Genomic DNA, 26,540 nt, shown 5'->3' with positions numbered 1-26,540 from the left:
TCTGTTGGAGCGGAAGACGGGATTCGAACCCGCGACCCCCACCTTGGCAAGGTGGTGTTCTACCACTGAACTACTTCCGCTAGCTATTCTATTATGCGGGTGAAGGGACTCGAACCCCCACGTCAAAGACACTAGATCCTAAGTCTAGCGCGTCTGCCAATTCCGCCACACCCGCGTAGATGGTGTGCCATGAAGGATTCGAACCTTCGACCCTCTGATTAAAAGTCAGATGCTCTACCAACTGAGCTAATGGCACTAAATAAATATAAAGGTAAAGTGGTGCCGGCGATAGGAGTCGAACCCACGACCTACTGATTACAAGTCAGTTGCTCTACCAACTGAGCTACACCGGCTAAATTTAAATGTAAGTTATTTTTACTAGCGTGAAATGTAAGTTATTTTCACTAGCGTGAAAAAACTTTGGTGGAGGATGACGGGATCGAACCGCCGACCCCCTGCTTGTAAGGCAGGTGCTCTCCCAGCTGAGCTAATCCTCCGATATATAACAGCCTGGCAACGTCCTACTCTCACAGGGGGACAGCCCCCAACTACCATCGGCGCTGAAGAGCTTAACTTCCGTGTTCGGTATGGGAACGGGTGTGGCCTCTTCGCCATCATTACCAGACTATTAGTGTGACATAAAATAATTATAGTCACTTTTGAAAGAAAATCAAGAGTTTTTTACTCTTTTATGTTCTTTCAAAACTAGATAACATATTTTCCTGTCAAGAAAGTGATTGTATCGTTCTAATTTGGTTAAGTCCTCGATCTATTAGTATTCGTCAGCTACACGTGTCGCCACGCTTCCACCTCGAACCTATCTACCTGATCATCTTTCAGGGATCTTACTAGCTGGCGCTAAAGGAAAGCTCATCTTGAGGGGGGCTTCATGCTTAGATGCTTTCAGCACTTATCCCGTCCGCACGTAGCTACCCAGCTATGCCTTTGGCAAGACAACTGGTACACCAGCGGCGCGTCCATCCCGGTCCTCTCGTACTAAGGACAGCTCCTCTCAAATTTCCTGCGCCCACGACGGATAGGGACCGAACTGTCTCACGACGTTCTGAACCCAGCTCGCGTACCGCTTTACTGGGCGAACAGCCCAACCCTTGGGACCGACTACAGCCCCAGGATGCGATGAGCCGACATCGAGGTGCCAAGCCTCCCCGTCGATGTGGACTCTTGGGGGAGATAAGCCTGTTATCCCCGAGGTAGCTTTTATCCGTTGAGCGATGGCCCTTCCATGCGGAACCACCGGATCACTAAGCCCGACTTTCGTCCCTGCTCGACATGTAGGTCTCGCAGTCAAGCTCCCTTGTGCCTTTACACTCTACGAATGATTTCCAACCATTCTGAGGGAACCTTTGGGCGCCTCCGTTACTCTTTAGGAGGCGACCGCCCCAGTCAAACTGCCCACCTGACACTGCCTCCCACCCCGATTAGGGGTGCGGGTTAGAATTTCAATACAGCCAGGGTAGTATCCCACCGACGCCTCCACCGAAGCTAGCGCTCCGGCTTCTCAGGCTCCTACCTATCCTGTACAAGCTGTCCCAAAATTCAATATCAGGCTACAGTAAAGCTCCACGGGGTCTTGCCGTCCTGTCGCGGGTAACCTGCATCTTCACAGGTACTATGATTTCACCGAGTCTCTGGTTGAGACAGTGCCCAGATCGTTATGCCTTTCGTGCGGGTCGGAACTTACCCGACACGGAATTTCGCTACCTTAGGACCGTTATAGTTACGGCCGCCGTTTACTGGGGCTTCGGTTCAAAGCTTCGCTTGCGCTAACCTCTCCCCTTAACCTTCCAGCACCGGGCAGGCGTCAGCCCCTATACTTCGCCTTGCGGCTTCGCAGAGACCTGTGTTTTTGCTAAACAGTCGCCTGGGCCTATTCACTGCGGCTCTCTCGGGCTTTAACACCCTAACCGAGCCCCCCTTCTCCCGAAGTTACGGGGTCACTTTGCCGAGTTCCTTAACCAGAGTTCTCTCGCTCACCTTAGGATTCTCTCCTCGCCTACCTGTGTCGGTTTGCGGTACAGGCACCATTCTCCTCGCTAGAGGCTTTTCTTGGCAGTGTGAAATCAGGAACTTCGGTACTAAATTTCCCTCGCCATCACAGCTCAGCCTTTATGAGAAGCGGATTTGCCTACGTCTCAGCCTTACTGCTTGGACGCGCATATCCAACAGCGCGCTTACCCTATCCTCCTGCGTCCCCCCATTGGTCAAACGGAGTGAAGGGGGTACAGGAATATCAACCTGTTATCCATCGCCTACGCCTTTCGGCCTCGGCTTAGGTCCTGACTAACCCTGAGCGGACGAGCCTTCCTCAGGAAACCTTAGGCATTCGGTGGATGGGATTCTCACCCATCTTTCGCTCCTCATACCGGCATTCTCACTTCTAAGCGCTCCACCAGTCCTTACGGTCTAGCTTCAACGCCCTTAGAACGCTCTCCTACCACTGTTCGTAAGAACAGTCCGCAGCTTCGGTGATACGTTTCGCCCCGGTACATTTTCGGCGCAGAGTCACTCGACCAGTGAGCTATTACGCACTCTTTAAATGGTGGCTGCTTCTAAGCCAACATCCTGGTTGTCTAAGCAACTCCACATCCTTTTCCACTTAACGTATACTTTGGGACCTTAGCTGGCGGTCTGGGCTGTTTCCCTCTTGCCTACGGATCTTATCACTCGCAGTCTGACTCCCATGGAGAAGTCTTTGGCATTCGGAGTTTGACTGAATTCGGTAACCCGATGAGGGCCCCTAGTCCAATCAGTGCTCTACCTCCAAGACTCTGACACATGAGGCTAGCCCTAAAGCTATTTCGGCGAGAACCAGCTATCTCCAGGTTCGATTGGCATTTCACTCCTACCCACACCTCATCCCCGCACTTTTCAACGTGCGTGGGTTCGGGCCTCCATTCAGTGTTACCTGAACTTCACCCTGGACATGGGTAGATCACCTGGTTTCGGGTCTACGACCACGTACTCATTCGCCCTATTCAGACTCGCTTTCGCTACGGCTCCGTCTCATCGACTTAACCTTGCACGGGATCGTAACTCGCCGGATCATTCTACAAAAGGCACGCTATCACCCGGGTTTTTTCCGAAGAAAAAACATAGGGCTCTAACTACTCGTAGGCACACGGTTTCAGGATCTTTTCACTCCCCTTCCGGGGTGCTTTTCACCTTTCCCTCCCGGTACTGGTTCACTATCGGTCACTAGGGAGGATTTAGCCTTGGGAGATGGTCCTCCCTGCTTCCGACGGGATTTCTCGTGTCCCGCCGTACTCAGGATCCACTCAGGAGGGAACAAAGTTTCAACTACAGGGCTTTTACCTTCTACGGCTGACCTTTCCAGGTCGCTTCATTTACCCCGTTCCTTTGTAACTCCATGTTGAGTGTCCTACAACCCCAAGAGGCAAGCCTCTTGGTTTGGGCTAATTCCGTTTCGCTCGCCGCTACTCAGGAAATCGCGTTTGCTTTCTCTTCCTCCGGGTACTTAGATGTTTCAGTTCCCCGGGTCTGCCTTCATTACCCTAGGTATTCAGGTAAAGATACTACTCCATTACGAGTAGTGGGTTTCCCCATTCGGTAATCTCTGGATCAAAGCTCACTTACAGCTCCCCAAAGCATATCGGTGTTAGTCCCGTCCTTCATCGGCGCCTAGTGCCAAGGCATCCACCGTGCGCCCTTAATAACTTAACCTCGATATCGCGAATAGATATCTAATAAAGAAAATTTACTAAGATGAACGATACTTTTGATGTATCTTGACATTACTTATGTTATCTAGTTTTCAAAGAACATGGTTCGATAGCTTTTATACTATCTAAAGTTTGAAAGAGGAATGCTCTCTCAAAACTAAACAAACAACAAGCGTATTATTCCTTAGAAAGGAGGTGATCCCGCCGCACCTTCCGATACGGCTACCTTGTTACGACTTCACCCCAATCACCTGTCCCACCTTAGGCGGCTGGCTCCTCGGCACAACTTAACTTCCTATCATAATTATAAGAGGCTAAGTTGTGCCCAGGTTACCCCACCGACTTCGGGTGTTACAAACTCTCATGGTGTGACGGGCGGTGTGTACCAGGCCCGGGAACGTATTCACCGCGGCATGCTGATCCGCGATTACTATCGACTCCAGCTTCACGGCGGCGAGTTGCAGCCTACAATCCGAACGGAGAACGGTGTTATGGGATTGGCTCGACCTCGCGGTTTTGCTGCCCTTTGTACCGTCCATTGTAGCACGTGTGTAGCCCAGGTCATAAGGGGCATGATGATTTGACGTCATCCCCACCTTCCTCCGGTTTGTCACCGGCAGTCATCTTAGAGTGCCCCACTTAATGCTTGCAACTAAGATCCAGGGTTGCGCTCGTTGCGGGACTTAACCCAACATCGCGCGACACGAGCTGACGACAACCATGCACCACCTGTCACTTTTGTCCCCCGAAGGGGAACGCCCTATCTCTAGGGAAGGCAAAAGGATGTCAAGACCTGGTAAGGTTCTTCGCGTTGCTTCGAATTAAACCACATGCTCCACCGCTTGGGCGGGCCCCCGTCAATTCCGTTGAGTTCCAGTCTTGCGACCGTTCTCCCCAGGCGGAGTGCTTAATGCGTTAGCTGTAGCACTAAGGGGCGGAAACCCCCTAACACTTAGCACTCATCGTTTACGGCGTGGACTACCAGGGTATCTAATCCTGTTTGCGCCCCACGCTTTCGCGCCTCAGCGTCAGTTACAGACCTGTAAGTCGCCTTCGCCACTGGTATTCCTCCACATCTCTACGCATTTCACCGCTACCCGTGGAATTCCACTTTCCTCTTCTGCACTCAAGTTTCCCAGTTTCCAATGACCCTCCACGGTTGAGCCGAGGGCTTTCACATCAGACTTAAGAAACCGCCTGCGCGCGCTTTACGCCCAATAATTCCGGACAACGCTTGCCACCTACGTATTACCGCGGCTGCTGGCACGTAGTTAGCCGTGGCTTTCTGCTTAGGTACCGTCAAGGCACCGGCAGTTACTCCGGTACTTCTTATGCCCTAACAACAGAGCTTTACGACCCGAAGGCCTTCATCGCTCACGCGGCGTTGCTCCATCAGACTTTCGTCCATTGTGGAAGATTCCCTACTGCTGCCTCCCGTAGGAGTCGGGGCCGTGTCTCAGTCCCAGTGTGGCCGATCACCCTCTCAGGTCGGCTACGCATCGTTGCCTTGGTGAGCCGTTACCTCACCAACTAGCTAATGCGCCGCGGGCCCATCTGTAAGTGATAGCCGAAACCATCTTTCAATACAGAACCAGGAGGTTCTTTATATTATCCGGTATTAGCTCCGGTTTCGCGAAGTTATCCCAGTCTTACAGGCAGGGTGCCCACGTGTTACTCACCCGTCCGCCGCTATCCTGACAAAAGCAAGCTTTTATCAGATTCGCTCGACTTGCATGTATTAGGCACGCCGCCAGCGTTCGTCCTGAGCCAGGATCAAACTCTCCGAAGAGTGTTTGAGCTTATGCTCATTTTGTTGCTGACTAATGTCAATTAATTGTTTGTTGTTAATCTTAAAGATTAACTTACACGCTGTTGTTTTGTTTAGTTTTCAAAGAACATTTTTTGACCACCGCTCATAAAAGCGACTTTATCATCATAACAACTTGTCCTTGTAAAGTCAAGAACATTTTCATTGTTTTTTCTGCTTGTCACCATCTCGCGGCGACGAAATTAAATATAACATCATCTAAATTATTTTGCAATACCTTTTTGAAAAATTAATCCATAAATTTTAACCTATTAATTCTATTTAACTATTTAAGAAAACTACAGCAATTTTATTAGATGTTTTATACATGAACATAAAACTATTAGTAATTCCCAAAATGGAAGAATACTTTTTAAACCGCCGTCGTATAATCTAGTAACTCATATTAACTTTACTAGGAGGGTTACCTGTGGATGTTGTTCAAAATATAGCAATGATTGTCGCTCTATTATCTTCTATCTTATTATTTCTATACGGATACTTCGAAGGAATAAAAATGTTTAATAAAAAAGGGAAGGTTCGTGGAGAAGGTATTATCTTTAGTTTTTCACTGGCAATGGTATTTGCCTTGTTTGCTAATAAATTTATTTAATCTTACTAAATTTAATACAAATTAACATGCCCTCCACACAGCTTATGAAGGGCATGTTCTTATTTCAACTAACTTTTTTACGTTGAACCTTTGATAATGACTTATCTCGAACTTCATTATTTCTAATAAAATATCCTACACTAAACAAAACGACTGCTCCTCCTAGGAATTGCGTCCATGTAATTACTTCATTTAAGATAAAGTAAGCTAAAATAGCCGCTCCAATAGGTTCTAATAATATACTCATAGAAATGATATTCGTACTTATCCACTTAACAGCCCAATTAAACAGAGAATGCCCCAGTAAGGTTGGGAATATTGCCAAGAGCAAAAACCACATCCAGTCAGATGAATGATATCCTGTAAAAGAATAGCCAAAGATTAAAACGTATATAAAAAGGGTAAGTGTACTAGAACCATAAACAATAAATGTATAAGTTATTAGTGATAATCTTTTTCTAACATTTTGGCCAAACATTAAATAGGCAGTGACTAGCGCACATGCTACTAATGCTAAAAAGTTTCCGAACAATGCTATGCCACTAGTTTGGAAATCTCCCCAACTAATAATAACACTCCCTAAAACTGCTAGTCCGCCACTAATCAATGCTTTATTACTTAACTTTTCTTTAAAGAATATATAAGTTCCGATAAAAGCAAACAATGGCTGAAGAGTAACTAACACAGTGGAGCTCGCAACACTCGTATAGTTCAACGATTCGAACCATAAAATGAAATGAAATGCTAAAAAAATACCAGCTATACTAGAGAAAATGAAATCCTTTCTTGTAATAGCCTTTATCTCACCTACATATTTATATAAGAATATTGGCGTAATAAGCAAAACGGAGAATAATAATCGGTAAAAAGCGATAACTGGCGCTGGCGCTTCAGCTAATTTAACAAATATAGCAGAGAGTGATACAGTTATTACTCCAATTGCAAGTGCAAAATAAGGATTCAAAATTTTGTTCATGGTGTGTTCTCCTATACATGTGATGTTTTATATATCTAATTTTACTGAATTTTGTTATAATTTTCTAATCATTTATTTTTTGTTCAACAGATAACAACTTAGAGAGGAGTTCAATTAGACGTGGAAACTGAGATTTTAATAAAATTATGTATATCTGCAGTGCTTGGATTAATTATAGGACTTGAACGGGAATTAAAAAGAAAGCCACTCGGCTTAAAAACATGTTTAGTTATTTCTATTGTAAGTTGTTTACTCACAATTGTCTCTATTGAATCTGCATACTTATTTGGTGATAGTGATTATGTACAAATTACGATGGACCCACTTCGTTTAGCAGCACAGATTGTAAGTGGTATTGGTTTTCTCGGTGCAGGGGTTATTTTAAGAAAAGGGAATGACACTATTACGGGTTTAACTACAGCCGCATTAATTTGGGGAGCTGCTGGAGTTGGTATAGCTACAGGAGCAGGCTTTTACTTAGAAGCTTTTGCAGGTGTTGCTTTATTAATAATTAGTGTTGAGATTATTCCATTAATGATTTCTGTATTAGGACCAAGAAAGTTAAAGGAAAAAGAAATCTTTTTACAATTAACATTAACACTTGCAGATGATATTGCTAAAGTTATTGATGAAATTAAAAAAGATGATATCTCCATTAAGAATGTTCGTATTAAAGACCAATCTGACAGTCATTTAGTTCAGTTGAAAATATTAGTTGACCAAAAACGTAGAACAACTGATATTTATTATACCGTGCAAAAAATTGAAGGTATTACTAGTATTGAAATAGAGAACATTTAAATGCTGCATATTCATTCAATTCTCTAATTCACTTAAAATCATTGACAAAAGTATGCTCTATTATTTACGATTCACTAGAGGGCCTATCGTATAATGGGAGTACGCTGCAATGGCATTGCAGAAGCGGGGTTTCGACTACCCCTAGGTCCATAACTACATTACTATAAAAAAGCTTATGAAAATTAGTTAAATCTTCATAAGCTTTTTTGTTAAGCACGTTCATTAATCGAATCGTCAGTTATTAATAAACAATTCTTCGCCGATAATTTGAGGCAATTGTAACAAGTCAAACACTTCCATTATTTCACTTCTAACATTCGAAATGGTGATTTGAATATCTTGTTCTGTTAATGTTTGAACTAAATTAATTAATAGTCCCATTCCTGTTGAATCAACAAAGGCTACATCTTTAAAGTTTATGTTCACTTTTTTAGAGTGAAGTAAATTGGGAACTAATTCGTATTCCATTACTTCTGTTCCTTCTATATCTAGATCGCCGCTTAACAGCACTTCAAGTGAACATTCATCTACTTCTAAACAATAAACAAACATTGTACACCTCCCGCATTACTATTCAAACATTATTTGTTCCTCTTCATTTAATCTCGCCTTTACATGACGCTTCGTATCTTTGAAGGTGTATTTTGCGTTGCCTATTTTAATAATAGTACCTTCCATTGCATTTTTTATCTTTATTACTTGGTCGTTAGGAACAGCAACTAATGTAGTCGTTCCCATCGTTGCACCAACTTCATTTAATTCAACACCTAATCTTCCATATACTTCTCCACCACGCAAAATACCAGATATCTTTAATGTCCCACCTGCATGAATTTTTGTGTTCACACAACTTTGTCCTAATATCAATACGTTTCCACTACAGTATAGTTTACTGTTTAGCGCACTTGAAATGGTAATATAGGAATCTGGCTCTACTGGCGCTTTGCTTATTTCGTAAAGGACTTTCATCTTTTCAGATAACATGATTAGCGCATCTATAGTCATTCTTTCTTTGGATAGTGATAGAAAAATTTGAGATAAAGTTACCGCTACTTGTCTCCATGAATCATCTACTAAAAAGTCTTCGCCTCTCTTTACTACGTCTACATATTTCTTTACTAAAGGCTTAAAGCCTTTGAATTTTTTTTCTAATAGTATGTTTATTAATGGTTGTAATCCTACAGATGTTAAATCGTTAGACTTAAAAGCTGGCGATTTCGACAACTGTTTTATTAAGGAAATTATTTTTTCAACATTCGAATGAATTAATCCGATCAAGTGTCCTAGTTCGGCGATTAGCATGTTATTCTTTCCAGCCGACAACTCCGATCCTACAACATTACTGTAGGCTATGATTCCTCCTGAAGCACTTACTTGAGAACTGTTAATAGTTTTCTCGACGGTAATATCACCATCCGCTTCAACCTTCATACCGTCTTCTATTTCACCTAAAATTTCAACATCCCCTGTAAATCTAATGTTACCACTAGCTAAATTTACATTTCCTTTATGAGTTAACTTCGAAAGAATAGATGTTGTTACATACTGGCCACGTTTTTCTATGAATGGTCTTCCGGAATCACTTGCGATTACTTTTTCTTCATGCAAGACGGTTCCTTTTGCAGTTTTCAAATGTACTGGGATTGTTTGTTTGGCAAGTAAAGGTTCATTCGTAACTGTATAACCGACCTCACCTGGAATAGGATCATGTACAATTGCGATAATCTTTCCTCTTTCAACTGTCGGAATGCGTTTCATCTCTTTAAAATCTACTGTACCGTCCTTTTTCTCTACTGGACCTGTTACTGGCTCAACATCTACCTTCACTTCGACCCAGCCATTTTTACCTTCTTTTGGTTTTAGGCCACTTGCAATTATAAACAAACCAGGTTCTAGCGTTTCAATAGCTTTGTTAATTTCGGAATGTTTAAATCCTTGTTTTACTCTTAATGCTTCTAATTTACTTAGGACTTCTGCATATGACAAGTCATTGTATTTAATTTTTTCTTCTGAAGCGGTAATTTTAATATCGAACTCCGGAGCTACATCTACTATTTTTCTATTAATTTTATAACCTGGTGTTATTTCTAGGTAAACGTTCAGCTTTTGTTCATCCATATAAGCTTTCCAATGAGATTTTATCACTTCGTCTTCAACGAGTAATTTCACTTTATCTTTACCAGTAATAATGAGTTGCTCTTCGGAAGTACTTTCATTATTTTTATATATTTTAACAGGTGGAGTTACAACGACTGTTGGAAATCTATCTTCGCCTAACTCGTAATGAAGTTCCCCATCTACCACCCATACTTTTCCAGACTTTTTAACTTCCTGTTTTACCGGTGTTTCTGAAAAGGTTGGGGTATTTTCTGTTAAGTCTTTTTGTGGAATTTCTTGATTTTCTTCTATTTCTTCAAAGTAACGGTCAACAAGTCCTTCTGTGTCTAATTGTTCCTTTTTTTCTTTATCTAATTTATCGACAGGAGATTTTTTTGTTATTTTTACGACCGCCTTCTTACCTCCAAAACCAAGCATCCCTTTTTTTCCATAGTCTACTACTTCTATTTCTACTTCCTGCATTGTAACCCCTAATAGAACAAGACCATCTTTAATTGCTGTCGTTACGTTCTTCCCACTAGAGAGAATAGTTTGCATGAGTATTACCTCCTAACAAATTAAAGGAGAAGACACGCTAGTGATATCGGTATTTTGTTTATTTACTTTTAAAATCACCATTGTGATATCATCTTTTTGAGGTGCACCATTTGTAAAGTTGTTTATAGATTCGATTACACTATTTTCTAACTGTTCTATTTCTTGATGAATGTTATCTTCTAAATGAGCAACAAGTCTAAGTAACTTGTATTGCTCACCTTGTGGATTTTCAGCCTCCACAATTCCGTCTGTGTAAAAGAAAATAGTGTCATTCTCATTAAGTGTTATAGATTCCTCTTTATAAATTTGATTTGGTAATCCACCAACCATTACCCCTTTAATAATTGGAACCTGATCCACTTTATTTTCTTTATGATTTAAGTATAAAGGAAGATTATGACCTGCATTTGCGTACGTCAACGTCATTGTGTTTGGATCCCAATCCGCACAAAATAAAGTAACAAAAGATTTTAACGTTCGTAAATCGTTATATAGTGCGTAGTTCATGGATGTTAACGTTTTACCAGGAGATTGTGTGCTTTCAGCAGCACTGCGAAATGCTCCTCGTGTTAAGATCATTAACATAGCTGCTGGTATTCCTTTTCCCATTACATCCCCTATTACAATTCTAATCTTTCCGTTAACTAGCGGATAAAAATCATAATAATCTCCTCCAATTAATCTTGCAGGGATGGATGCACCACATACTTTTCCACCGCTAAAACTAGGGGTTTTACCATTAAGCAAAGAGGTTTGTATGTTTTTTGCTAGATTGATTTCTCTCTCAAGAGATTTATATTCATTCACAGTGGGAGGAACTATATTCTCACAGTGTAATCGGTTCTTATACATTACACTACCTCCCCTTGCATAGCCTCTAAAATTTGATATAATCCTACTGTTTCAAATACTTCGTTTGTTAACTCATCCACACCTTGAAGTCTTACCTTAAAATGCTTTTCTTGAGAAACATAGACCGTATTAATAATTAACCCAATTCCTGTAGAGTCTATAAATTCAATTTCTGTTAGATCGAATACTAACGTATCTATTTCAGTTGTATCTTGTAAATATTGATCCATAGCATTACTAGTGGTAATATCCAATACTCCGTTTAAATAGAAAGTTACCATACTTCCTTCTACTTCTTTCTTAATTGTTAATCCCATACGTTGCCCTCCCTTACTTTTTAAATTGTTCTATTTGTTTAAAGAGATTTATTGAAATATCAGATAATTCACTCGATTGTTGTTGAAGTGACTTTAATAAATCAGAAAGCGTAATCGTTATTTCTGTTGTTGCAGAAGCACGATTTTGAGTAATTTCTCTAATTTTTTCTATCTTATCGATAATAGCGTTACTATTTAGTTCATTATCACTGTCATAAAAATAAGTAGTTATTTCATCAAGTAGCTCAGAAAGCTCAAGAAGTTGTTCGCGATTTTTCATTGTATCAACGGTAGATAGTTCATACATTTTCTCAACAGAGTGAGAAGAATCTGCTTCTAGAGATAAAGATAACCATTGAGTTTTTATTGCTTGTTTTTGTGTAACAGCTATAAATTCCTCACTTTTTTTAGTAATTCTACCAATTCCTTCTGAAATCTCTTTCAGTTCTGTTTCACCGTCATATATGTTACTAGGAATTAATTCTCCACCATCTAACTCAATAACTTGTTCTTTTATTACATTTATATTTTCATACAGTTGTTTATTAATAAAATTAGTAATGTAAAATATGATTACGATAGAGATAATAGAAAATATAATTAAAAACTTAGGAAAATAAAAATGGATAGTAATTGAAATTACAATAAGAAAAAACATTACAATTTTAAGCTGTTTACATATACGTTTTTGTAATGATTTTCTATTCATTTCATGCTCACTCCTTCCGAGTAAGCTTTAGGTTCATCCCCTGCTTTCACATTACAGTTATCAAAAATAATGATAAGAGTTGAACCAGTTGGGGAAGTATATAAAGCTACACTTTTAGCCATTTTCATCATTAGTGTAAATCCTTGACCTAGAGATTTTTTTGTAGAATAACCTGCTAACAATGTGTTTTTCGGTAGCTCTTTTAACGGAAAACCGGGACCTATGTCTTCTACCATTATTCTTAGTTCATTGCTATTCATACATTCCATTAACGTCATCTTTCCATGCTCAGCATGTTTAATGACGTTTGTAATTGCTTCAGAAAGAACTAACAATAACCCCATAGTTTTCGGACCAGTATACCCGCGCATATCTAGAGCTTCTTTCGTAATCGCTCTACTAGCAGGAATGTCTGCACGTTCCTTTATTACTTTCGTACAAAGGATATCGTCTGTTTTATAATTGGATATTTCTTCTTTATCAATTAATAAAAACTTACCTTGTGTTGCAGCGTAAATTACTTCTCGATAGATTTGCCACTCACTAGCTTGAGCATCACTTGTCGGACTCTTGAATTCGTTTTCAGAATGTAAGAATAAATCATCTTTATGAACATGATATACTTTTAAAAGAGCGTTTTTCATATCATTATTTACGTTTAATTCTTTTATTTCAGCAGGAATATCTTCTCTTGATTCGTTCCAAGTTAGAAGTTGCTCGCTTAAATGAATAATTTGCTCTAATCCATCACTAGATTCATTAATTTGTAACATCGGCTTGTTTAAGGAAAGATTGTATAGGTAATTGCTAACTTCTCCATTAAAATCTAAATATTGGGCTATTTTCCGTACAATAAAGCCTCTTTTAGTAATAAAAGAATATTCATTATATGTTAGCTCTTTTTGTGAGAATGGATTATTTGGGGCTTTTGTAAGTTCAATGGTTCGATTTCTATTTATAACTTTATCGATGAGCCGTTTCAATATGTTCCCTCCCTTATAAGAGAAAGTCTCCTATAAGTTCTTTTTGTCGCATACTTTTTAGGGTTATATTTAATAGATTAGTAAAAAACGCCTACCACTAGATTGGTAGGCGCTGATAATGAAGGTAAAATACCTTTTCATTTCAGTTCCAACCTTTTCGGTAACTCGGCCATCTTTGCTTAAAGCTTTAGATCCGTAGCTTTGCGTCCTTACTTTTCAGTAAGTTTGCTATTATCCAAGGTAAGGATCACACTGCAACTATTTTCCTATTAACTTAACTATACGCTAGGTGAAAAGCATATTCTATAACGGTTCTTAATATGTCCTAATATCAAAGCGAAATGTCCTAAATTATACACGATATGTCTCATTTTTCGTTTTACTTTAATGAACTATTCATGTTGAAAACTAAATTTTAAAAAAGCTTGTCTCCTATTCCATGTTGGGACATCGGTTACAAGCAGTGGTAAAAAATTAGTTAGATAGAATTAATTTCATATATGAAACTCACTCAGATAATCGTTCTATTGTTTTGGCTAATAAAAGAGTACGTTCAGGAAGTGTTTTTATTTCTACATATTCATTCTCACTATGTGCATTTCCTCCAACAGGACCTAATCCATCTATTGTTGGGACCCCAGTTGCTGAGGTAAATGCTGCATCTGAACCTCCTCCTGTTGCTGTATCTTTAAACTGGAGGCCTATCTCTTTTCCAACACCTTGAATAATATCAAAGAGTTGTTCATTTTGTTCGTTTTTTTCAAGTGGCGGGCGATTAATTGCCCCTTTGTACGTTATCTCGGTACCAGACACATCATTCATCGAACAGATTTCTTTTATCTTTTGTTCTACGTATTCCGCTTGTTCTATCTCAGAAATACGAATATCAACATGTGCAACTGCCATGGGTGGTATCGTATTTACAGATGAACCACCTTCAATTAGTCCAACATTAACACTTATCCCTTTTTTATAATCTGTTAAACCATTTAGTTGAATGACTTTGTACGCTAGTTCTTCAATTGCACTGCGACCTTTTTGTGGTTCGATTCCTGCGTGAGCAGATTTCCCTTTCACGATAATTTTGTACCTACCACCACCTCGTCTAGACGAAACAAGGGAACCGTCTTTCCTCGCGGGCTCCATAATAAGGGCATATTCTTTTCCAACAGCTTCTTCTTCAATTAACTTTTTAGATTTCGGCGATCCTACTTCTTCATCACTGTTTAATATTATTTGAATGTTTTTGTAGCAGTCTTGATTTTCATATTGTAAGCCTCTAATAGCATACAACATTTCAACAAGACTAGACTTCATGTCAACAACACCAGGACCATATGCTATATCCCCTTCTAATCGAAAAGGTCGTTTTGCTACTGTCCCTTCTGGAAAAACGGTATCCATATGTGCTACTAATATAATTTTCGGATCTACTGCGTCTTTATGTTTAATGATAAGGTTGTTTCCAAACTTCTCTTCTTCTTTTACAGTAACAACAAAGCCAAGTTGCTCGTATTGCTTTTTTAAAATTCTACCTACTTTGTCTACACCTGTTTTGAAATGTGTGCCACTATCTATATTCACTAACTTTTCTATTAGTTGTAGCATTTCTTCTTGTTTTTCTCGTAAATACTTTTCCACGAAAGACAACTCCAATTTCTTCAGTTTGTTACTCTTACTTTTATAATGTGTAAGTACTAGTACTGCTATTATATCAAATATTACTATTTACGTTTAAAGTGTTAGAAAGTATTCATGAACGACACAAAAGGCTAGCAAATCACAAATAGCGATTGCTAGCCTTTTTTTATGAAATTACCTTACTAATTGAGTGCCTTTTATAATATATGACTACTACATCAAACGTAACTCAATTATAAATTAGTTCTTTTGAATTTTTTTCTTCACAAAGCTCTTTTGAACGATGGGTCGCACTTTTTATGGCAGCTGAAATGGCACTGCCTCCACCATTTTTGCGCAGGGCAGATAAACCTGCTGCCGTTGTTCCATTTGGAGATGTCACGTTTTTACGTAATTGTGAAGGGGTCTCATTTCCATCCATAATCATTTTCGCAGCGCCAAATATTGTCTGTGCCACTACTTCTCTTGTAACGGTTGGATCTAATCCAGCGTCTTTTGCTGTTTTTTCCATATGCTCCATTAAGTAATAAAAGTAGGCTGGACCACTTCCAGCAACACCAGTGAAAATATCCATCTGTTCTTCTTTTATCACATATACTTTCCCTATGGAGGACAATAACAGTTCAGTCATATTTCTATGTTGAGCTGTAGCGTTTTTTCCTAGCGATATAGCTGTCGCAGATTCACCAATTGTACTTGACGTGTTAGGCATTACTCGAATAATAGCTTGTCCATTAGGTAATCTCTCTTCCAACATTGCTGTTGAAACTCCAGCAATGACAGATAATATTAATTGATGTGGTTTTACGAATGGTTTTAAATCTTCCAAAGCTATTTCAATATCTTTCGGCTTCATCGCCAAAACAATAATATCTAACTCACTTATTAAAAGGTGATTTTTTGTTACTCCTCTTATTCCGTACATTTTTTCTAAAGATGCTAAACGGTCTATGTTGTTGCGATTACTAGCGATAATTTGATTACTTGGTAATAAGTTTGACGAAACGATTCCAGAAATCATCGCTTCTGCCATCGAACCCGCCCCAATAAATCCTATTGTTTTTCTTTTTAGCATTCGTTTCGCTCCTCGTTTTTCCGTTCAAGTTGTTTCTCCATACATAAGCGTAACATGAAGACATCCAGTTTCAAGGATATTTCAACAAGAAGTGAGCATAAGGGCCAGATAGTTAGTGTAAGCGGTAACATTTGCTAGATAGTATAGGTTAAATGCTCCTTTTCACTATTTATCACTAATAATCAAGTAATTTGAAGAAATTTGAAATGTAAGAAATAGATTTAATAAGGTTACTTTTCTTTGAAAATGTTTTTTTATGTTTTAATAGAGAATATATTATAGTAGAATGTAAGCGGTAACAAAATTACATTTGTATCTTCTAGGAGGACAACAACATGAGGAAAATAGGACTTTTACCTAGAATTATTATGGCGATTTTTCTTGGGATTTTAATTGGGGCGTTTATGCCTGAATGGTTTACTCGTTTATTCGTAACGTTTAATGGGATTTTCGGCGCATTTTTAGGCTTTGCCATTCCATTAATTATTATTGCGTTCATCGCACCTGGTATTAGTGATATAGGTAAAGGAGCTGGAAAGTTTCTAGGAATAACAGCTGGAATAGCTTATTTATCCACAATAGTCGCTGGTTTACTAGCATATTTTGCAGCTGTAACCTTGTTCCCTACTATATTAGGAAATAGTGTTTCTAACAATGCATTTGACGGTGCAGAAGATGCAATGCTTTCTGGATTTTTCGAAATTCAAATTCCTGCCGTAATGGGTGTTATGACTGCACTAGTTTTAGCATTCACGCTTGGATTAGGTATGGCAGCAATCAAAGGAAGTTCTTTGAAAACTGTAATGGTAGACTTCCGTTCTATTATCGAATTAGTAATCTCTAAAATTATTATTCCATTATTACCTGTTCATATTTTAGGTATTTTCGCGAACATGACTCAAGGTGGACAAGTTCAAACGATAATGAGTGTGTTTGCTAAAGTGTTTGTGTTAATTATCGCGCTACATTTTGTCATGTTAATTTTACAGTATATTATTAGTGGAACGATTTCGAAGAAAAATCCTTTTGCCATGATGAAAGGTATGTTACCAGCATACTTCACAGCATTAGGAACGCAGTCTTCTGCATCTACTATTCCTGTTACTTTAGAAAGAGCAAAGAAAATTGGCGTGAAAGAGAAAGTGGCAGATTTCGCTGTACCATTACTTGCAACGATTCATCTTTCCGGAAGTACGATTACAATCGTCTCTTGTGCGATGGCAGTAATGTACATTAATGGTTTTGAATTTTCATTTGGTTTAGTTTTCCCATTCATTATGATGTTAGGTGTAACGATGATTGCAGCACCTGGTGTTCCTGGTGGAGCAGTAATGGCGGCGTTAGGTTTACTTGACACAATGTTAGGATTTAACGGAACAATGCTAGCGTTAATGATGGCCCTGTACATGGCGCAAGATAGCTTCGGTACAGCATGTAACGTAACTGGCGACGGTGCGATTGCGAATGCAGTAGATGCGTTGACTAATAAAAAAGCTAGCTAACGATATTAAACTTCTACTAACAAAGATTAGTAGGAGTTTTTTTTATACATTAAAAAAGCCACACCATGTTCAGTGTGACTCTTTCCTCTCCTATTCACTTTCTTGCAAATCACCAATATCTACAGTAGTTCTCTCTTCTAATGGTCCTCTTAAATGAACTGTTGCAGTTCTGCCATCTTCGTGAAGTTCATCAATCCAAACAGAAGCACCCTGATACAATACATTAATATCTGCTGATGAAGATAATATTTGCTTTACTCGTCTTTGATCCATCCATTATTCACTCCTCTTAATTGTTCAGTTTATTTTTCCAAAAACACTAGAATTTATGCTTTTGTTAGTTTTACAAAATGTCTAGTTTGACCATGATAGTAATTGAGGTGAAAGATGATGAAGCTAAATCCAGATGAGAAAGCTAAGTTAAGTCAAGCCATCGATCAAATGAATGAAAGTTTGGATGAATTTATTGAATTATATAATGAGGCTGAGGAAGATAAAGAGGTTATTGTGTTTGATGAAGAAGTAATGGAGTTAGTTAAATTAGGTAAGGAAGCTATTGGTGAAGAAGCATTAACGAAAAAAATAAATTCCATCATAAAAGAAGTATTATCTTTCATGAATACAAAACAGGAGAAGGAATAATGGCTAGGAGAAAAATACGTGGTCCTTACTATTTTGACTTTTTACACTGGCCGCTTATTTTACGAATTCTCGCTGTCATATTTATCATAAACCTGTTTTTTGGAATTGTTATACATTTTGTAGAACCTAAAGAATTTCCGTTAATTTTTGACGGAGTTTGGTGGGCATTTGTAACTACTGCAACACTCGGATATGGTGATTACGTTCCTATAACTATTTTAGGCAGAGTTATTGCAATTATTTTAATTTTATTTGGTACAGGTTTTGTTACAACTTATTTTGTATCGTTAGCAGCGGGTGCTATCGCATCACAGACTGCTTATACGGAGGGTAAAGTGGATTATAAAGGATCAAAACACATTATTGTAATAGGATGGAATGAAAGAGTTAGAGCAACTATGGAGCAACTGAAAGAATTAGTTAGTGAACCAATGTCCATTGTATTGATTGACGAAACATTAAAGGAAATACCCGTGCACCATAATACTATTTTTTATATTAAAGGAAACCCTTGCCACGATGAAACGTTAAAAAAAGCGAATATTAGTGAAGCCGAAATTGTGATTATTACTGCAGATCAAGGAAAAGATGAACGGTTAGCAGATATGGGCACCGTATTAACGATTTTAGCAGTGAAGGGTTTAAATCCAAGGGTTTACACGATAGCTGAAATATTAACTGCTACTCAAGTGAATAATGCAAAGCGGGCTGGTGCTGATGAAATTATTCAAACAAATTTATTGTCTAGTTATTGTATGACAAATAGTATGGTTTCAAACGGGATGTCAACTACTTTGGTGAATATGTTAGATCAACTAAAGGGAAGCAAATTAAAATATTTAGATGTGAATGAGGAAGATTTACAAAAGACGTTTGAACAAATGAGTAATTTTTTATTGCAAAGCAAGATTTTGTTAATAGGAATTAAAAGAAGAGGGGAAACAATGGTGAATCCACCTCTTCATACTAAGATTGAGGAACAAGACAGACTATTGGTTATTAAAGACTAAGTTAAGATTTGTTCGAGTTCTTTTACTAGTGCATGACCAAGTTCTACATATTCTTTTGGAAATTCGGCGTCTGGGTCTTGTGGTTCGGAAAATTGATTGAAAGACGCCGATTTGTTCCATACTTGTACATTATCATCGAGTCCAACTTGGTATTTATGTGCTAATAAAAATGGGCGGCCAATTTCAACGGTTGCACCATGTGAGTCCAACTGTCCATCAATTGATTGAAATGGTACACGAAGGAATTGATACCCTACTTTGTCATCTATTTTGTAATCAAAATAACCATGGTCATATTCCCAGCCGCCACCTATAACATAGCCTAACGGTTTAAGTTCTTTTTCTAATTTGTATAATTGGAATTCTTGCCCTTCAACTTTTGAAGGAATTGGAATCATGCCTTTACCCCCCTTTTTAGGAATATGTTGCCCTATTGGGGGGATTGTCATTCCTTTCCCTTGAAATAGATAAAAGCCCGCACAATCAGCAAAAAAACTGACATGCGGACAAGATATCAACTATCTTTATTTCAATCTCTTCTCTAATTCCGCTTTCACATCTTCATATCCTGGTTTACCTAATAAAGCAAACATGTTTACTTTATAAGCTTCTACGCCTGGCTGATCAAACGGGTTGACACCTAATAAGTAACCGCTCATCGCACATGCTTTTTCGAAGAAGTATACTAAGTATCCGAATGTGTATGCATCCATTTCTGGAATACTTACGATTAAGTTCGGTACGCCACCGTCTGTGTGAGCAAGCATCGTTCCTTCGTAAGCTTTCGTGTTTACAAAGTCTACTGTTTGACCAGCTAAGTAGTTTAAGCCATCTAAATCTGACGCTTCTTCTTCAATCACTAATTCATGACGAGGTTTTTCTACTTTAATAATGGTTTCAAATAAGTCACGGCGGCCTTCTTGTACATACTGACCTAAAGAATGAAGGTCTGTAGAGAAGTTTGCTGATGCAGGGAAAATACCTTTCTGATCTTTTCCTTCACTTTCGCCGAATAATTGCTTCCACCATTCTGAGAAGTATTGTAAACCTGGCTCGTAGTTAATAAGCATTTCAATCGTTTTTCCCTTGTTGTAAAGGACATTACGGACTGCTGCGTACTGGTAAGCAATGTTCTCGGATAGCTCTGATTTTTCTAAATCAATGCTAGCATCTTGTGCACCTTTCATCATCGCTTCAATATTCACACCAGAAACGGCGATTGGTAGTAAACCTACAGCTGTTAGAACGGAATAACGTCCACCAACATCATCCGGAATAATGAATGATTCATAGCCTTCTTCTGTAGCTAGTGTTTTTAATGCTCCACGTGCTTCGTCTGTTGTTGCGTAAATACGTTTACGCGCTTCTTCTTTCCCGTATTTCTCTTCTAACATTTTACGGAAAATACGGAAAGCTAGAGCTGGCTCCGTAGTTGTTCCTGATTTAGAAATAACATTAATAGAGAAATCTTTTCCTTCGATTAATTCCATTAAATCTTTCATATAAGTTGAACTAATATTGTTTCCAACGAAAACTACTTGTGGAGTTTTACGTTGCTCTTTCGTTAAAGCGTTATAGAAAGAGTGGTTTAACATTTCAATCGCCGCACGTGCTCCTAAGTAAGAACCACCAATTCCTACTACTAAAAGGATATCCGAGTCGCTTTTAATTTTCTCTGCACTTGCAACAATACGAGAAAATTCTTCTTTATCATAATCTGTCGGAAGTTCTACCCAACCTAAAAAATCGTTGCCCGCACCAGTTTTCTCGTGTAAAGAGTGGTGTGCTACTTTTACTGCATCTTGTAAGTATGTAAGTTCGTGTTCGCCAAAAAACGATAAAGCTTTCGTATAATCAAAGCGAATATGTGTCATTTTCATTGCCTCCTAAAAAACATAATTGCCATTCCAACTTCACTTTACCTAATAAAGAAAGAGAATTCAAGAACCGTAGTGAATTGTAAGCGAATACAAATAAAATGTTCTTATTTTCTTCATATTAATAGAAGATAAATAAACAAGGTTACCTAAAGAGTCGATGAACCGACTTCTTTTTGGTAACCTCGTTTCGTTTCAGGTTGGTTCCACTTCTTCTTTTTCTTTCTTTTTCTTTGCTACTACTCGAATATATTCACGCGGTTTAAACGGTTCATAAACCGTAACTTGTCCAGCATTATTTCCAATCAATACTAGTGTTGGGTCTGAATTTTGTGCTGGATGAACCTTTATTTGTTCCGTATGAAACCACCAAGCACTAGCAAACAATGTTGTAAAGATAGAAAGAGCAACAGCGGCTTTTCTTTTAACCATACATACCACCACCCTAACTATAGAGTGGCTTATTTATGCATTTTTTATTCATACAAAAAATTTTTTTCATTGTTTTATCCTAGTTTCTATTTATTTAATATACATGGGCAAAGTTGTCAATACTAAAAGCCTAGAGAGATGCAAGCAAATTCAATTTAGTATATAATTTGTTACAGTAATCATTCTTAAGTAAAATTATTTACTTTTGAAAACTTCGGCTCCTCACTTGACAAATTAGGTTGGTTGCCGTTGTTTTCTTATGTCATTTAAAGGAAATTAAAGATTTAGGGGAGGTTTGTGTCTTGTCACTGATTCATTTAGTGATTCTTTCGCCATTACTTTTGGCGGTACTTGTGCCATTTTTACATAAGTATTTCCGTCAATTACATACTGGCTGGTTTGTGCTAGTATTGCCAGTTGTCCTGTTTGCTTATTTTATAAGTTATTTAGGGCCAATAATGAATGGCGAAGCTTTTATTAGTACGATGAGCTGGATTCCTTCATTAGGAATTGATTTTATTGTGTACTTAGATGGTCTAGGTTTACTTTTTGCCTTGCTCATCACTGGAATAGGTTCATTAGTTGTTCTTTACTCTATTTATTACTTATCAAAAGAGAAAGAAGCACTTAACACATTTTACGTGTATTTATTAATGTTTATGGGTGCGATGCTTGGAGTTGTTCTTTCTGATAACCTTATCGTTATGTACTCCTTCTGGGAGTTAACAAGTATTTCTTCTTTCTTATTAATTAGTTATTGGTATCACCGTGAAAAATCTCGCTATGGAGCACAAAAGTCGATGTTAATTACCGTATTCGGTGGATTAGCAATGCTTGGTGGTATTGTTCTTCTTTATAATATGACTGGCACGTTTAGCGTTCGTGAGATTATTGCAAACCTTGATTTAGTAACATCTAGTCATTTATTTGTACCAGCATTGGTTCTATTTTTACTAGGAGCATTTACAAAATCAGCTCAATTCCCATTTCATATTTGGTTACCAGATGCGATGGAAGCACCTACTCCAGTTAGTGCATACCTACACTCTGCAACGATGGTTAAAGCGGGAATATATTTAGTAGCTCGTATGAGTCCAGTTTTCGCTGGAGCACCAGAATGGTTCTGGCTCATATCGATATTTGGTATTATCACATTGTTCTGGGGATCTTTCTCCGCAGTAAAACAAACGGATTTAAAGTCCATCTTAGCTTTCTCCACTGTGAGTCAGCTTGGTTTAATTATGACACTACTAGGAATTGGTAGTGCAGCAGCATATTACGATATAGATGGAACACATGCCTATTCGTTTGCTTCCGTTGCAACAATGGCCGCTGTTTTCCACTTAATCAACCATGCAACGTTTAAAGGAAGCCTGTTCATGGTAGTCGGGATTGTCGATCATGAGACAGGAACGCGTGATATTCGTAAACTTGGTGGTTTAATGACGTTAATGCCTATTACGTTTACACTTGCCATCATCGGAACATTTGCGATGGCTGGTTTACCACCATTCAATGGTTTCTTAAGTAAAGAGATGTTCTTTACAGGAATGTTAAGAGCTACAGAAATTGGAATTTGGAACATGGATACACTAGGCATTCTATTCCCAGTTTTAGCTTGGGTAGCTAGTATTTTTACGTTCATTTATTCCATGGTTATAGTATTCAAAACATTTATGGGTAAATATCAACCTGAAAAGCTTGATAAAAAACCACATGAGGCGCCGATTGGTATGTTAGTTCCTCCAATCATCTTAGCTTCATTAGTAATTATATTCGGATTTTTCCCAGATTTATTAAAAAATCTAATAGGTGTAACCGTACAATCGATTTACTTTAATACGTTAGATGTCCAAATGGTTGAAATTTATTTCTGGCATGGATGGACTGAAGAGATATTTATGACAATTGGAGTAGTTGCATTCGGATCATTGCTATATTTAACACTTGCAAAATGGGGCAAGATTTACGATTGGTTCCCACAACGTTTAGCATTAAACCGATTATATGATGGTGGGTTAGTTGCAATAGATAGAGGGTCTGCTGCATTTACACATTCTTATATGACGGGATTTATCCGTGACTATTTAGCGATTGCATTTGCGTTTATGATAGTCCTCTTAGGGGCTGTTTTTATTCGTGTAGACGCTTTTGCATTTAATACGGAAAATGTTGCTCCTGTTGGAATATATGAGTTAGTATTAGCTCTAGTTATGGTTGCTGCAGCAGTTACAATTTTGTTTGCTAAATCTCGTTTGGTGGCAATTATTTCATTAGGTGTTGTTGGTTATACAATGGCTCTTTTCTTTGTACTATTCCGAGCACCAGATTTAGCGCTTACCCAATTAATCATAGAAACAGTTTCAGTAGCATTATTCTTACTATGCTTCTATCACTTACCTGATCTTTCAAAAGAAGTAAATCGACTACGCTTTAAAATGACAAACTTCATCATCTCTGTAGGAGTTGGTTTACTAGTAATAATAATTGGTATATCTGTTAATAGCTCTAGACTGTATGATTCTATTTCAAGCTTTTTTGAGATGTATTCATATGAAAGAGCTGGTGGAAAAAATATGGTAAATGTAATACTAGTTGATTTCCGAGGTTTTGATACTTTATTTGAAGCAGCTGTTTTAGTTATTGCTGCCTTTGGTATCTATACGATGATCAAGTTCCGTATGGTTGGTAAGAAAGGAGGGGTAAAAGGTGAAAGTAAATGATGTTATTCTTCAAACCGTCACTACCGTCCTATCTTTTATCGTTATTACCTTTGCCATTTACCTCTTTTTTGCAGGCCACTATACACCTGGTGGAGGTTTTATCGGGGGATTAATGACTTCAGCAGCATTAGTTCTGTTATTGTTAGCATTCGACATGAAGACAGTTAAAACAGTTTTTCCAATAGACTTTATGACAGTTGCAGCAATCGGATTATTAATTTGTATACTTAGTGGCGTCGGTTCGCTTTTCTTTAACGTTCCATTTTTAACGCATACTTTTACGTATTACGATTTTCCGATATTAGGGAAAACTGCATTAGCAACACCCGTAATTTTTGATGTTGGAGTATATTTAGTAGTTGTCGGCGTTGCGATGACCATTATTCAAACGATAGGAGAGAGTGAATAATGGAGATATTAATGATATTTGTTGCAGGTATTTTAATTGCAATTGCAACCTATTTAATTCTTTCAAAAAGTATATTAAGAATTATAGTAGGTACAGGATTATTAGCACATGGAGCTCATATGTTTTTACTTACAATGGCAGGTTTAAAGCGAGGGGCTGCACCTTTACTAGGACAAGAGGCCGATTTGTACGCTGACCCCTTACCTCAAGCTCTAATATTAACTGCAATTGTTATTAGTTTTGGAGTTACATCTTTCTTCCTTGTGTTAGCATACAGAGCGTACCAAGAATTGAAGACAGACGATATGGATAAATTAAGGGGAAATGAAAATCATGAATAACCTTGTCATCTTACCTATCCTTATCCCTTTTATCACTGCTTCGATCCTATTATTTATACCTAGGAAAATTCAGTTACAAAAGTGGATAAGTGTAGTTTCATTGTCTCTTGCAACTATTGCCTCTTTTATCCTAGTTCAATCCGTATATGAAAATGGTGTACAAACACTTGAACTTGGTAGTTGGGAGCCACCTTACGGGATAGTACTTGTTGCAGATATGTTTGCAGCATTGCTTGTACTTACTGGATTAATTGTAAGTTTTGCTTGTGTATTATTTGCTTTTCGTGGTGTAGGCGAAGAACGGGAGAAATATTACTATTATGCCTTTTCTCAATTTTTAATAACAGGCGTAATGGGGGCATTTTTAACAGGAGACTTATTTAACCTTTTCGTATTTTTCGAAGTAATGTTAATTTCTTCATATGTACTTATTGTAATCGGTGGCACTCAAATTCAAATGCGCGAATCTTTAAAGTATATTTTAATTAACATTGTTTCTTCGGGTTTATTCGTTATAGCACTAGCTTATTTATATGGAGTTGTTGGTACCTTAAACATTGCTGACGTATCTGCGAAAGTAGCGGAATCAGGTCAAACTGGAATTCTAACTGTAATAGCAGTATTGTTCCTAATTGTTTTCGGCTTAAAGGGTGGTATATTCCCACTTTACTTATGGTTACCTGGTTCTTATCAAGCACCGCCATACGCTATAACAGCATTATTTGCTGCTTTGTTAACGAAGGTAGGAGTGTACGCGATCATACGTACATTTTCGATAATTTTCTATCATGAACCACAAATAACTCATATGATTATCGGCGTTTTAGCTATCATAACCATTTTAATCGGTGCGATTGGCGCTATTGCATATTGGGACGTTAAGAAAATATTAATTTATAACATTGTGACGGCAGTTGGAGTAATCGTTTTCGGTGTTGCTATAGCAACAGAGATCGGTTATGCAGGATCAATCTTCTACTTAGTTCATGATATGGTTATAAAAGGAGCTCTTTTCTTACTAGCAGGAGCACTGTTTGCTATTACAGGTACAGATAAAATCAAAGAAATGGGCGGAGTCATAAAACGTCACCCATTACTTGGTTGGATGTTCTTTACTGCAACTCTTGCTTTAGCTGGTATTCCACCTCTAAGTGGATTCGTTGGAAAGGTCTTACTAACTCAAGCTGGATTAGCTGGAGGTCATTACGTATTTGTTGGTGTTATGCTTTTCTCAAGTCTTTTAGTTCTTTATTCTGTGATGAAAATATTCATGAACTGCTTCTTTAGAGAAGAAGTACTTACAGAAAAAGAAGAGAAAGGATCTACAAAAGGACTTCTTTATCCTTCTGTCATATTGATTGCAGTCTCTGCATTTATCGGTTTAGGGGCTGAAACAATAACACCGTACATCATGCAAGCAGCAGAAACGTTGATGGATCCTTCAATCTATATCCAAGCTGTTTTAAAGGAGTAG

General features: G+C 38.3%; 22 protein-coding genes, 5 tRNA genes, 3 rRNA genes and 1 riboswitch. Of the genes, 9 read left to right on the top strand and 21 right to left on the bottom strand.

Going from position 1 to position 26,540, the window contains the following annotated elements; all coding sequences use genetic code 11:
- Positions 1-5 precede the first annotated feature (5 nt).
- The 8 genes from CDZ89_RS04205 to CDZ89_RS04170 form a co-directional block, all read right to left on the bottom strand.
- Positions 6-80 (bottom strand) — tRNA-Gly (locus tag CDZ89_RS04205).
- Between the two features lie 14 nt (positions 81-94).
- Positions 95-175, bottom strand: a tRNA-Leu gene (locus tag CDZ89_RS04200).
- Between the two features lie 5 nt (positions 176-180).
- Positions 181-256 (bottom strand) — tRNA-Lys (locus tag CDZ89_RS04195).
- A 21-nt stretch (positions 257-277) separates the two neighbouring features.
- A tRNA-Thr gene (locus tag CDZ89_RS04190) sits at positions 278-353 on the bottom strand.
- 68 nt (positions 354-421) lie between these two features.
- Positions 422-497: transfer RNA gene (locus CDZ89_RS04185), tRNA-Val, on the bottom strand.
- A gap of 11 nt (positions 498-508) precedes the next feature.
- Positions 509-625, bottom strand: a 5S ribosomal RNA gene (rrf, locus tag CDZ89_RS04180).
- A gap of 127 nt (positions 626-752) precedes the next feature.
- Positions 753-3,702 (bottom strand): 23S ribosomal RNA (locus CDZ89_RS04175).
- Between the two features lie 187 nt (positions 3,703-3,889).
- Positions 3,890-5,490: ribosomal RNA gene (locus CDZ89_RS04170) — 16S ribosomal RNA — on the bottom strand.
- Together the 16S, 23S and 5S rRNA genes with 5 tRNA genes alongside form the textbook arrangement of a ribosomal RNA operon.
- Before the next feature lie 448 nt (positions 5,491-5,938).
- On the opposite strand from CDZ89_RS04170, the gene CDZ89_RS04165 reads away from it, so the two are divergent.
- Positions 5,939-6,121: a hypothetical protein gene (locus CDZ89_RS04165; protein WP_096156852.1), complete on the top strand. Its 183-nt coding sequence runs from the start codon at positions 5,939-5,941 to the stop codon at positions 6,119-6,121.
- Positions 6,122-6,185: 64 nt separating this feature from the next.
- On the opposite strand, the gene CDZ89_RS04160 is transcribed toward CDZ89_RS04165, so the two are convergent.
- The gene (locus tag CDZ89_RS04160) at positions 6,186-7,097 is read right to left on the bottom strand and encodes a DMT family transporter (protein WP_096156851.1); all 912 of its coding nucleotides are present in this window, start codon (positions 7,095-7,097) and stop codon (positions 6,186-6,188) included.
- 120 nt (positions 7,098-7,217) lie between these two features.
- On the opposite strand from CDZ89_RS04160, the gene CDZ89_RS04155 reads away from it, so the two are divergent.
- Complete coding sequence (locus CDZ89_RS04155) at positions 7,218-7,898, top strand: MgtC/SapB family protein (protein WP_096156850.1); 681 nt, start codon at positions 7,218-7,220, stop codon at positions 7,896-7,898.
- 234 nt (positions 7,899-8,132) lie between these two features.
- Here CDZ89_RS04155 and CDZ89_RS04145 read toward each other — a convergent pair whose 3' ends face one another.
- The 8 genes from CDZ89_RS04145 to proC form a co-directional block, all read right to left on the bottom strand.
- Entirely contained in the window at positions 8,133-8,450 is a 318-nt protein-coding gene (locus CDZ89_RS04145) for an STAS domain-containing protein (protein ID WP_096156849.1), read from the bottom strand.
- An 18-nt stretch (positions 8,451-8,468) separates the two neighbouring features.
- Entirely contained in the window at positions 8,469-10,553 is a 2,085-nt protein-coding gene (locus CDZ89_RS04140; RefSeq protein WP_096156848.1) for a FapA family protein, read from the bottom strand.
- A gap of 12 nt (positions 10,554-10,565) precedes the next feature.
- A complete protein-coding gene (locus CDZ89_RS04135; RefSeq protein ID WP_096156847.1) occupies positions 10,566-11,405 on the bottom strand; it encodes a PP2C family protein-serine/threonine phosphatase in 840 nt (279 codons plus the stop codon).
- Entirely contained in the window at positions 11,405-11,722 is a 318-nt protein-coding gene (locus CDZ89_RS04130) for an STAS domain-containing protein (protein ID WP_096156846.1), read from the bottom strand. The genes CDZ89_RS04135 and CDZ89_RS04130 overlap by 1 nt, the downstream gene beginning before the upstream one ends.
- A 13-nt stretch (positions 11,723-11,735) precedes the next feature.
- Positions 11,736-12,431, bottom strand: a complete 696-nt coding sequence (locus tag CDZ89_RS04125; protein ID WP_096156845.1) for a hypothetical protein — start codon at positions 12,429-12,431, stop codon at positions 11,736-11,738.
- The gene (locus CDZ89_RS04120; protein WP_096156844.1) at positions 12,428-13,414 is read right to left on the bottom strand and encodes an ATP-binding protein; all 987 of its coding nucleotides are present in this window, start codon (positions 13,412-13,414) and stop codon (positions 12,428-12,430) included. The genes CDZ89_RS04125 and CDZ89_RS04120 overlap by 4 nt, the downstream gene beginning before the upstream one ends.
- A 156-nt stretch (positions 13,415-13,570) precedes the next feature.
- Positions 13,571-13,654, bottom strand: a riboswitch (cyclic di-GMP riboswitch).
- Positions 13,655-13,921: 267 nt separating this feature from the next.
- Positions 13,922-15,055, bottom strand: coding sequence for a M20 family metallopeptidase (locus CDZ89_RS04115; RefSeq protein WP_096156843.1), 1,134 nt, complete (start codon positions 15,053-15,055; stop codon positions 13,922-13,924).
- Positions 15,056-15,284: 229 nt separating this feature from the next.
- On the bottom strand, positions 15,285-16,130 hold the full coding sequence (gene proC / locus CDZ89_RS04110) for a pyrroline-5-carboxylate reductase (RefSeq protein WP_100333312.1): 846 nt from the start codon (positions 16,128-16,130) through the stop codon (positions 15,285-15,287).
- A gap of 335 nt (positions 16,131-16,465) precedes the next feature.
- Here proC and CDZ89_RS04105 point away from each other — a divergent pair, with 335 nt between their 5' ends.
- A complete protein-coding gene (locus tag CDZ89_RS04105) occupies positions 16,466-17,632 on the top strand; it encodes a dicarboxylate/amino acid:cation symporter (RefSeq protein ID WP_096156841.1) in 1,167 nt (388 codons plus the stop codon).
- A 90-nt stretch (positions 17,633-17,722) separates the two neighbouring features.
- On the opposite strand, the gene CDZ89_RS04100 is transcribed toward CDZ89_RS04105, so the two are convergent.
- A complete protein-coding gene (locus CDZ89_RS04100; protein WP_096156840.1) occupies positions 17,723-17,905 on the bottom strand; it encodes an H-type small acid-soluble spore protein in 183 nt (60 codons plus the stop codon).
- A gap of 114 nt (positions 17,906-18,019) precedes the next feature.
- On the opposite strand from CDZ89_RS04100, the gene CDZ89_RS04095 reads away from it, so the two are divergent.
- Both CDZ89_RS04095 and CDZ89_RS04090 read left to right on the top strand, forming a co-directional pair.
- Complete coding sequence (locus tag CDZ89_RS04095; protein WP_227521433.1) at positions 18,020-18,274, top strand: atypical membrane-integrating protein (Mistic protein); 255 nt, start codon at positions 18,020-18,022, stop codon at positions 18,272-18,274.
- Entirely contained in the window at positions 18,274-19,284 is a 1,011-nt protein-coding gene (locus tag CDZ89_RS04090; RefSeq protein WP_198508228.1) for a potassium channel family protein, read from the top strand. Before CDZ89_RS04095 ends, CDZ89_RS04090 begins: the two co-directional genes overlap by 1 nt.
- Here the strand turns inward: CDZ89_RS04090 and CDZ89_RS04085 are convergent.
- The 3 genes from CDZ89_RS04085 to CDZ89_RS04075 form a co-directional block, all read right to left on the bottom strand.
- Positions 19,281-19,682: a YugN-like family protein gene (locus CDZ89_RS04085; protein ID WP_096156838.1), complete on the bottom strand. Its 402-nt coding sequence runs from the start codon at positions 19,680-19,682 to the stop codon at positions 19,281-19,283. The genes CDZ89_RS04090 and CDZ89_RS04085 overlap by 4 nt on opposite strands.
- 126 nt (positions 19,683-19,808) lie before the next feature.
- Positions 19,809-21,158 (bottom strand): glucose-6-phosphate isomerase, encoded by a 1,350-nt coding sequence (locus tag CDZ89_RS04080; RefSeq protein ID WP_096156837.1) that lies wholly within the window; start codon positions 21,156-21,158, stop codon positions 19,809-19,811.
- A gap of 198 nt (positions 21,159-21,356) precedes the next feature.
- A complete protein-coding gene (locus CDZ89_RS04075) occupies positions 21,357-21,593 on the bottom strand; it encodes a hypothetical protein (protein WP_096156836.1) in 237 nt (78 codons plus the stop codon).
- Between the two features lie 302 nt (positions 21,594-21,895).
- On the opposite strand from CDZ89_RS04075, the gene CDZ89_RS04070 reads away from it, so the two are divergent.
- From CDZ89_RS04070 to CDZ89_RS04055, 4 genes are read left to right on the top strand one after another with little or no spacing between them, the layout of a single operon-like run.
- On the top strand, positions 21,896-24,316 hold the full coding sequence (locus CDZ89_RS04070) for a Na+/H+ antiporter subunit A (protein WP_096156835.1): 2,421 nt from the start codon (positions 21,896-21,898) through the stop codon (positions 24,314-24,316).
- The gene (locus tag CDZ89_RS04065; protein ID WP_096156834.1) at positions 24,303-24,725 is read left to right on the top strand and encodes a Na(+)/H(+) antiporter subunit B; all 423 of its coding nucleotides are present in this window, start codon (positions 24,303-24,305) and stop codon (positions 24,723-24,725) included. Before CDZ89_RS04070 ends, CDZ89_RS04065 begins: the two co-directional genes overlap by 14 nt.
- Positions 24,725-25,066: a Na(+)/H(+) antiporter subunit C gene (locus CDZ89_RS04060; RefSeq protein ID WP_096156833.1), complete on the top strand. Its 342-nt coding sequence runs from the start codon at positions 24,725-24,727 to the stop codon at positions 25,064-25,066. The genes CDZ89_RS04065 and CDZ89_RS04060 overlap by 1 nt, the downstream gene beginning before the upstream one ends.
- Complete coding sequence (locus tag CDZ89_RS04055; protein ID WP_096156832.1) at positions 25,059-26,540, top strand: Na+/H+ antiporter subunit D; 1,482 nt, start codon at positions 25,059-25,061, stop codon at positions 26,538-26,540. The genes CDZ89_RS04060 and CDZ89_RS04055 overlap by 8 nt, the downstream gene beginning before the upstream one ends.

The organism is Bacillus alkalisoli (assembly GCF_002797415.1).
Lineage (GTDB): Bacteria > Bacillota > Bacilli > Bacillales > Bacillaceae_I > Bacillus_CD > Bacillus_CD alkalisoli.
The sequence above is the reverse complement of the archived record's forward strand: the minus strand, read 5'-3'. Positions and strand labels throughout refer to the sequence as shown.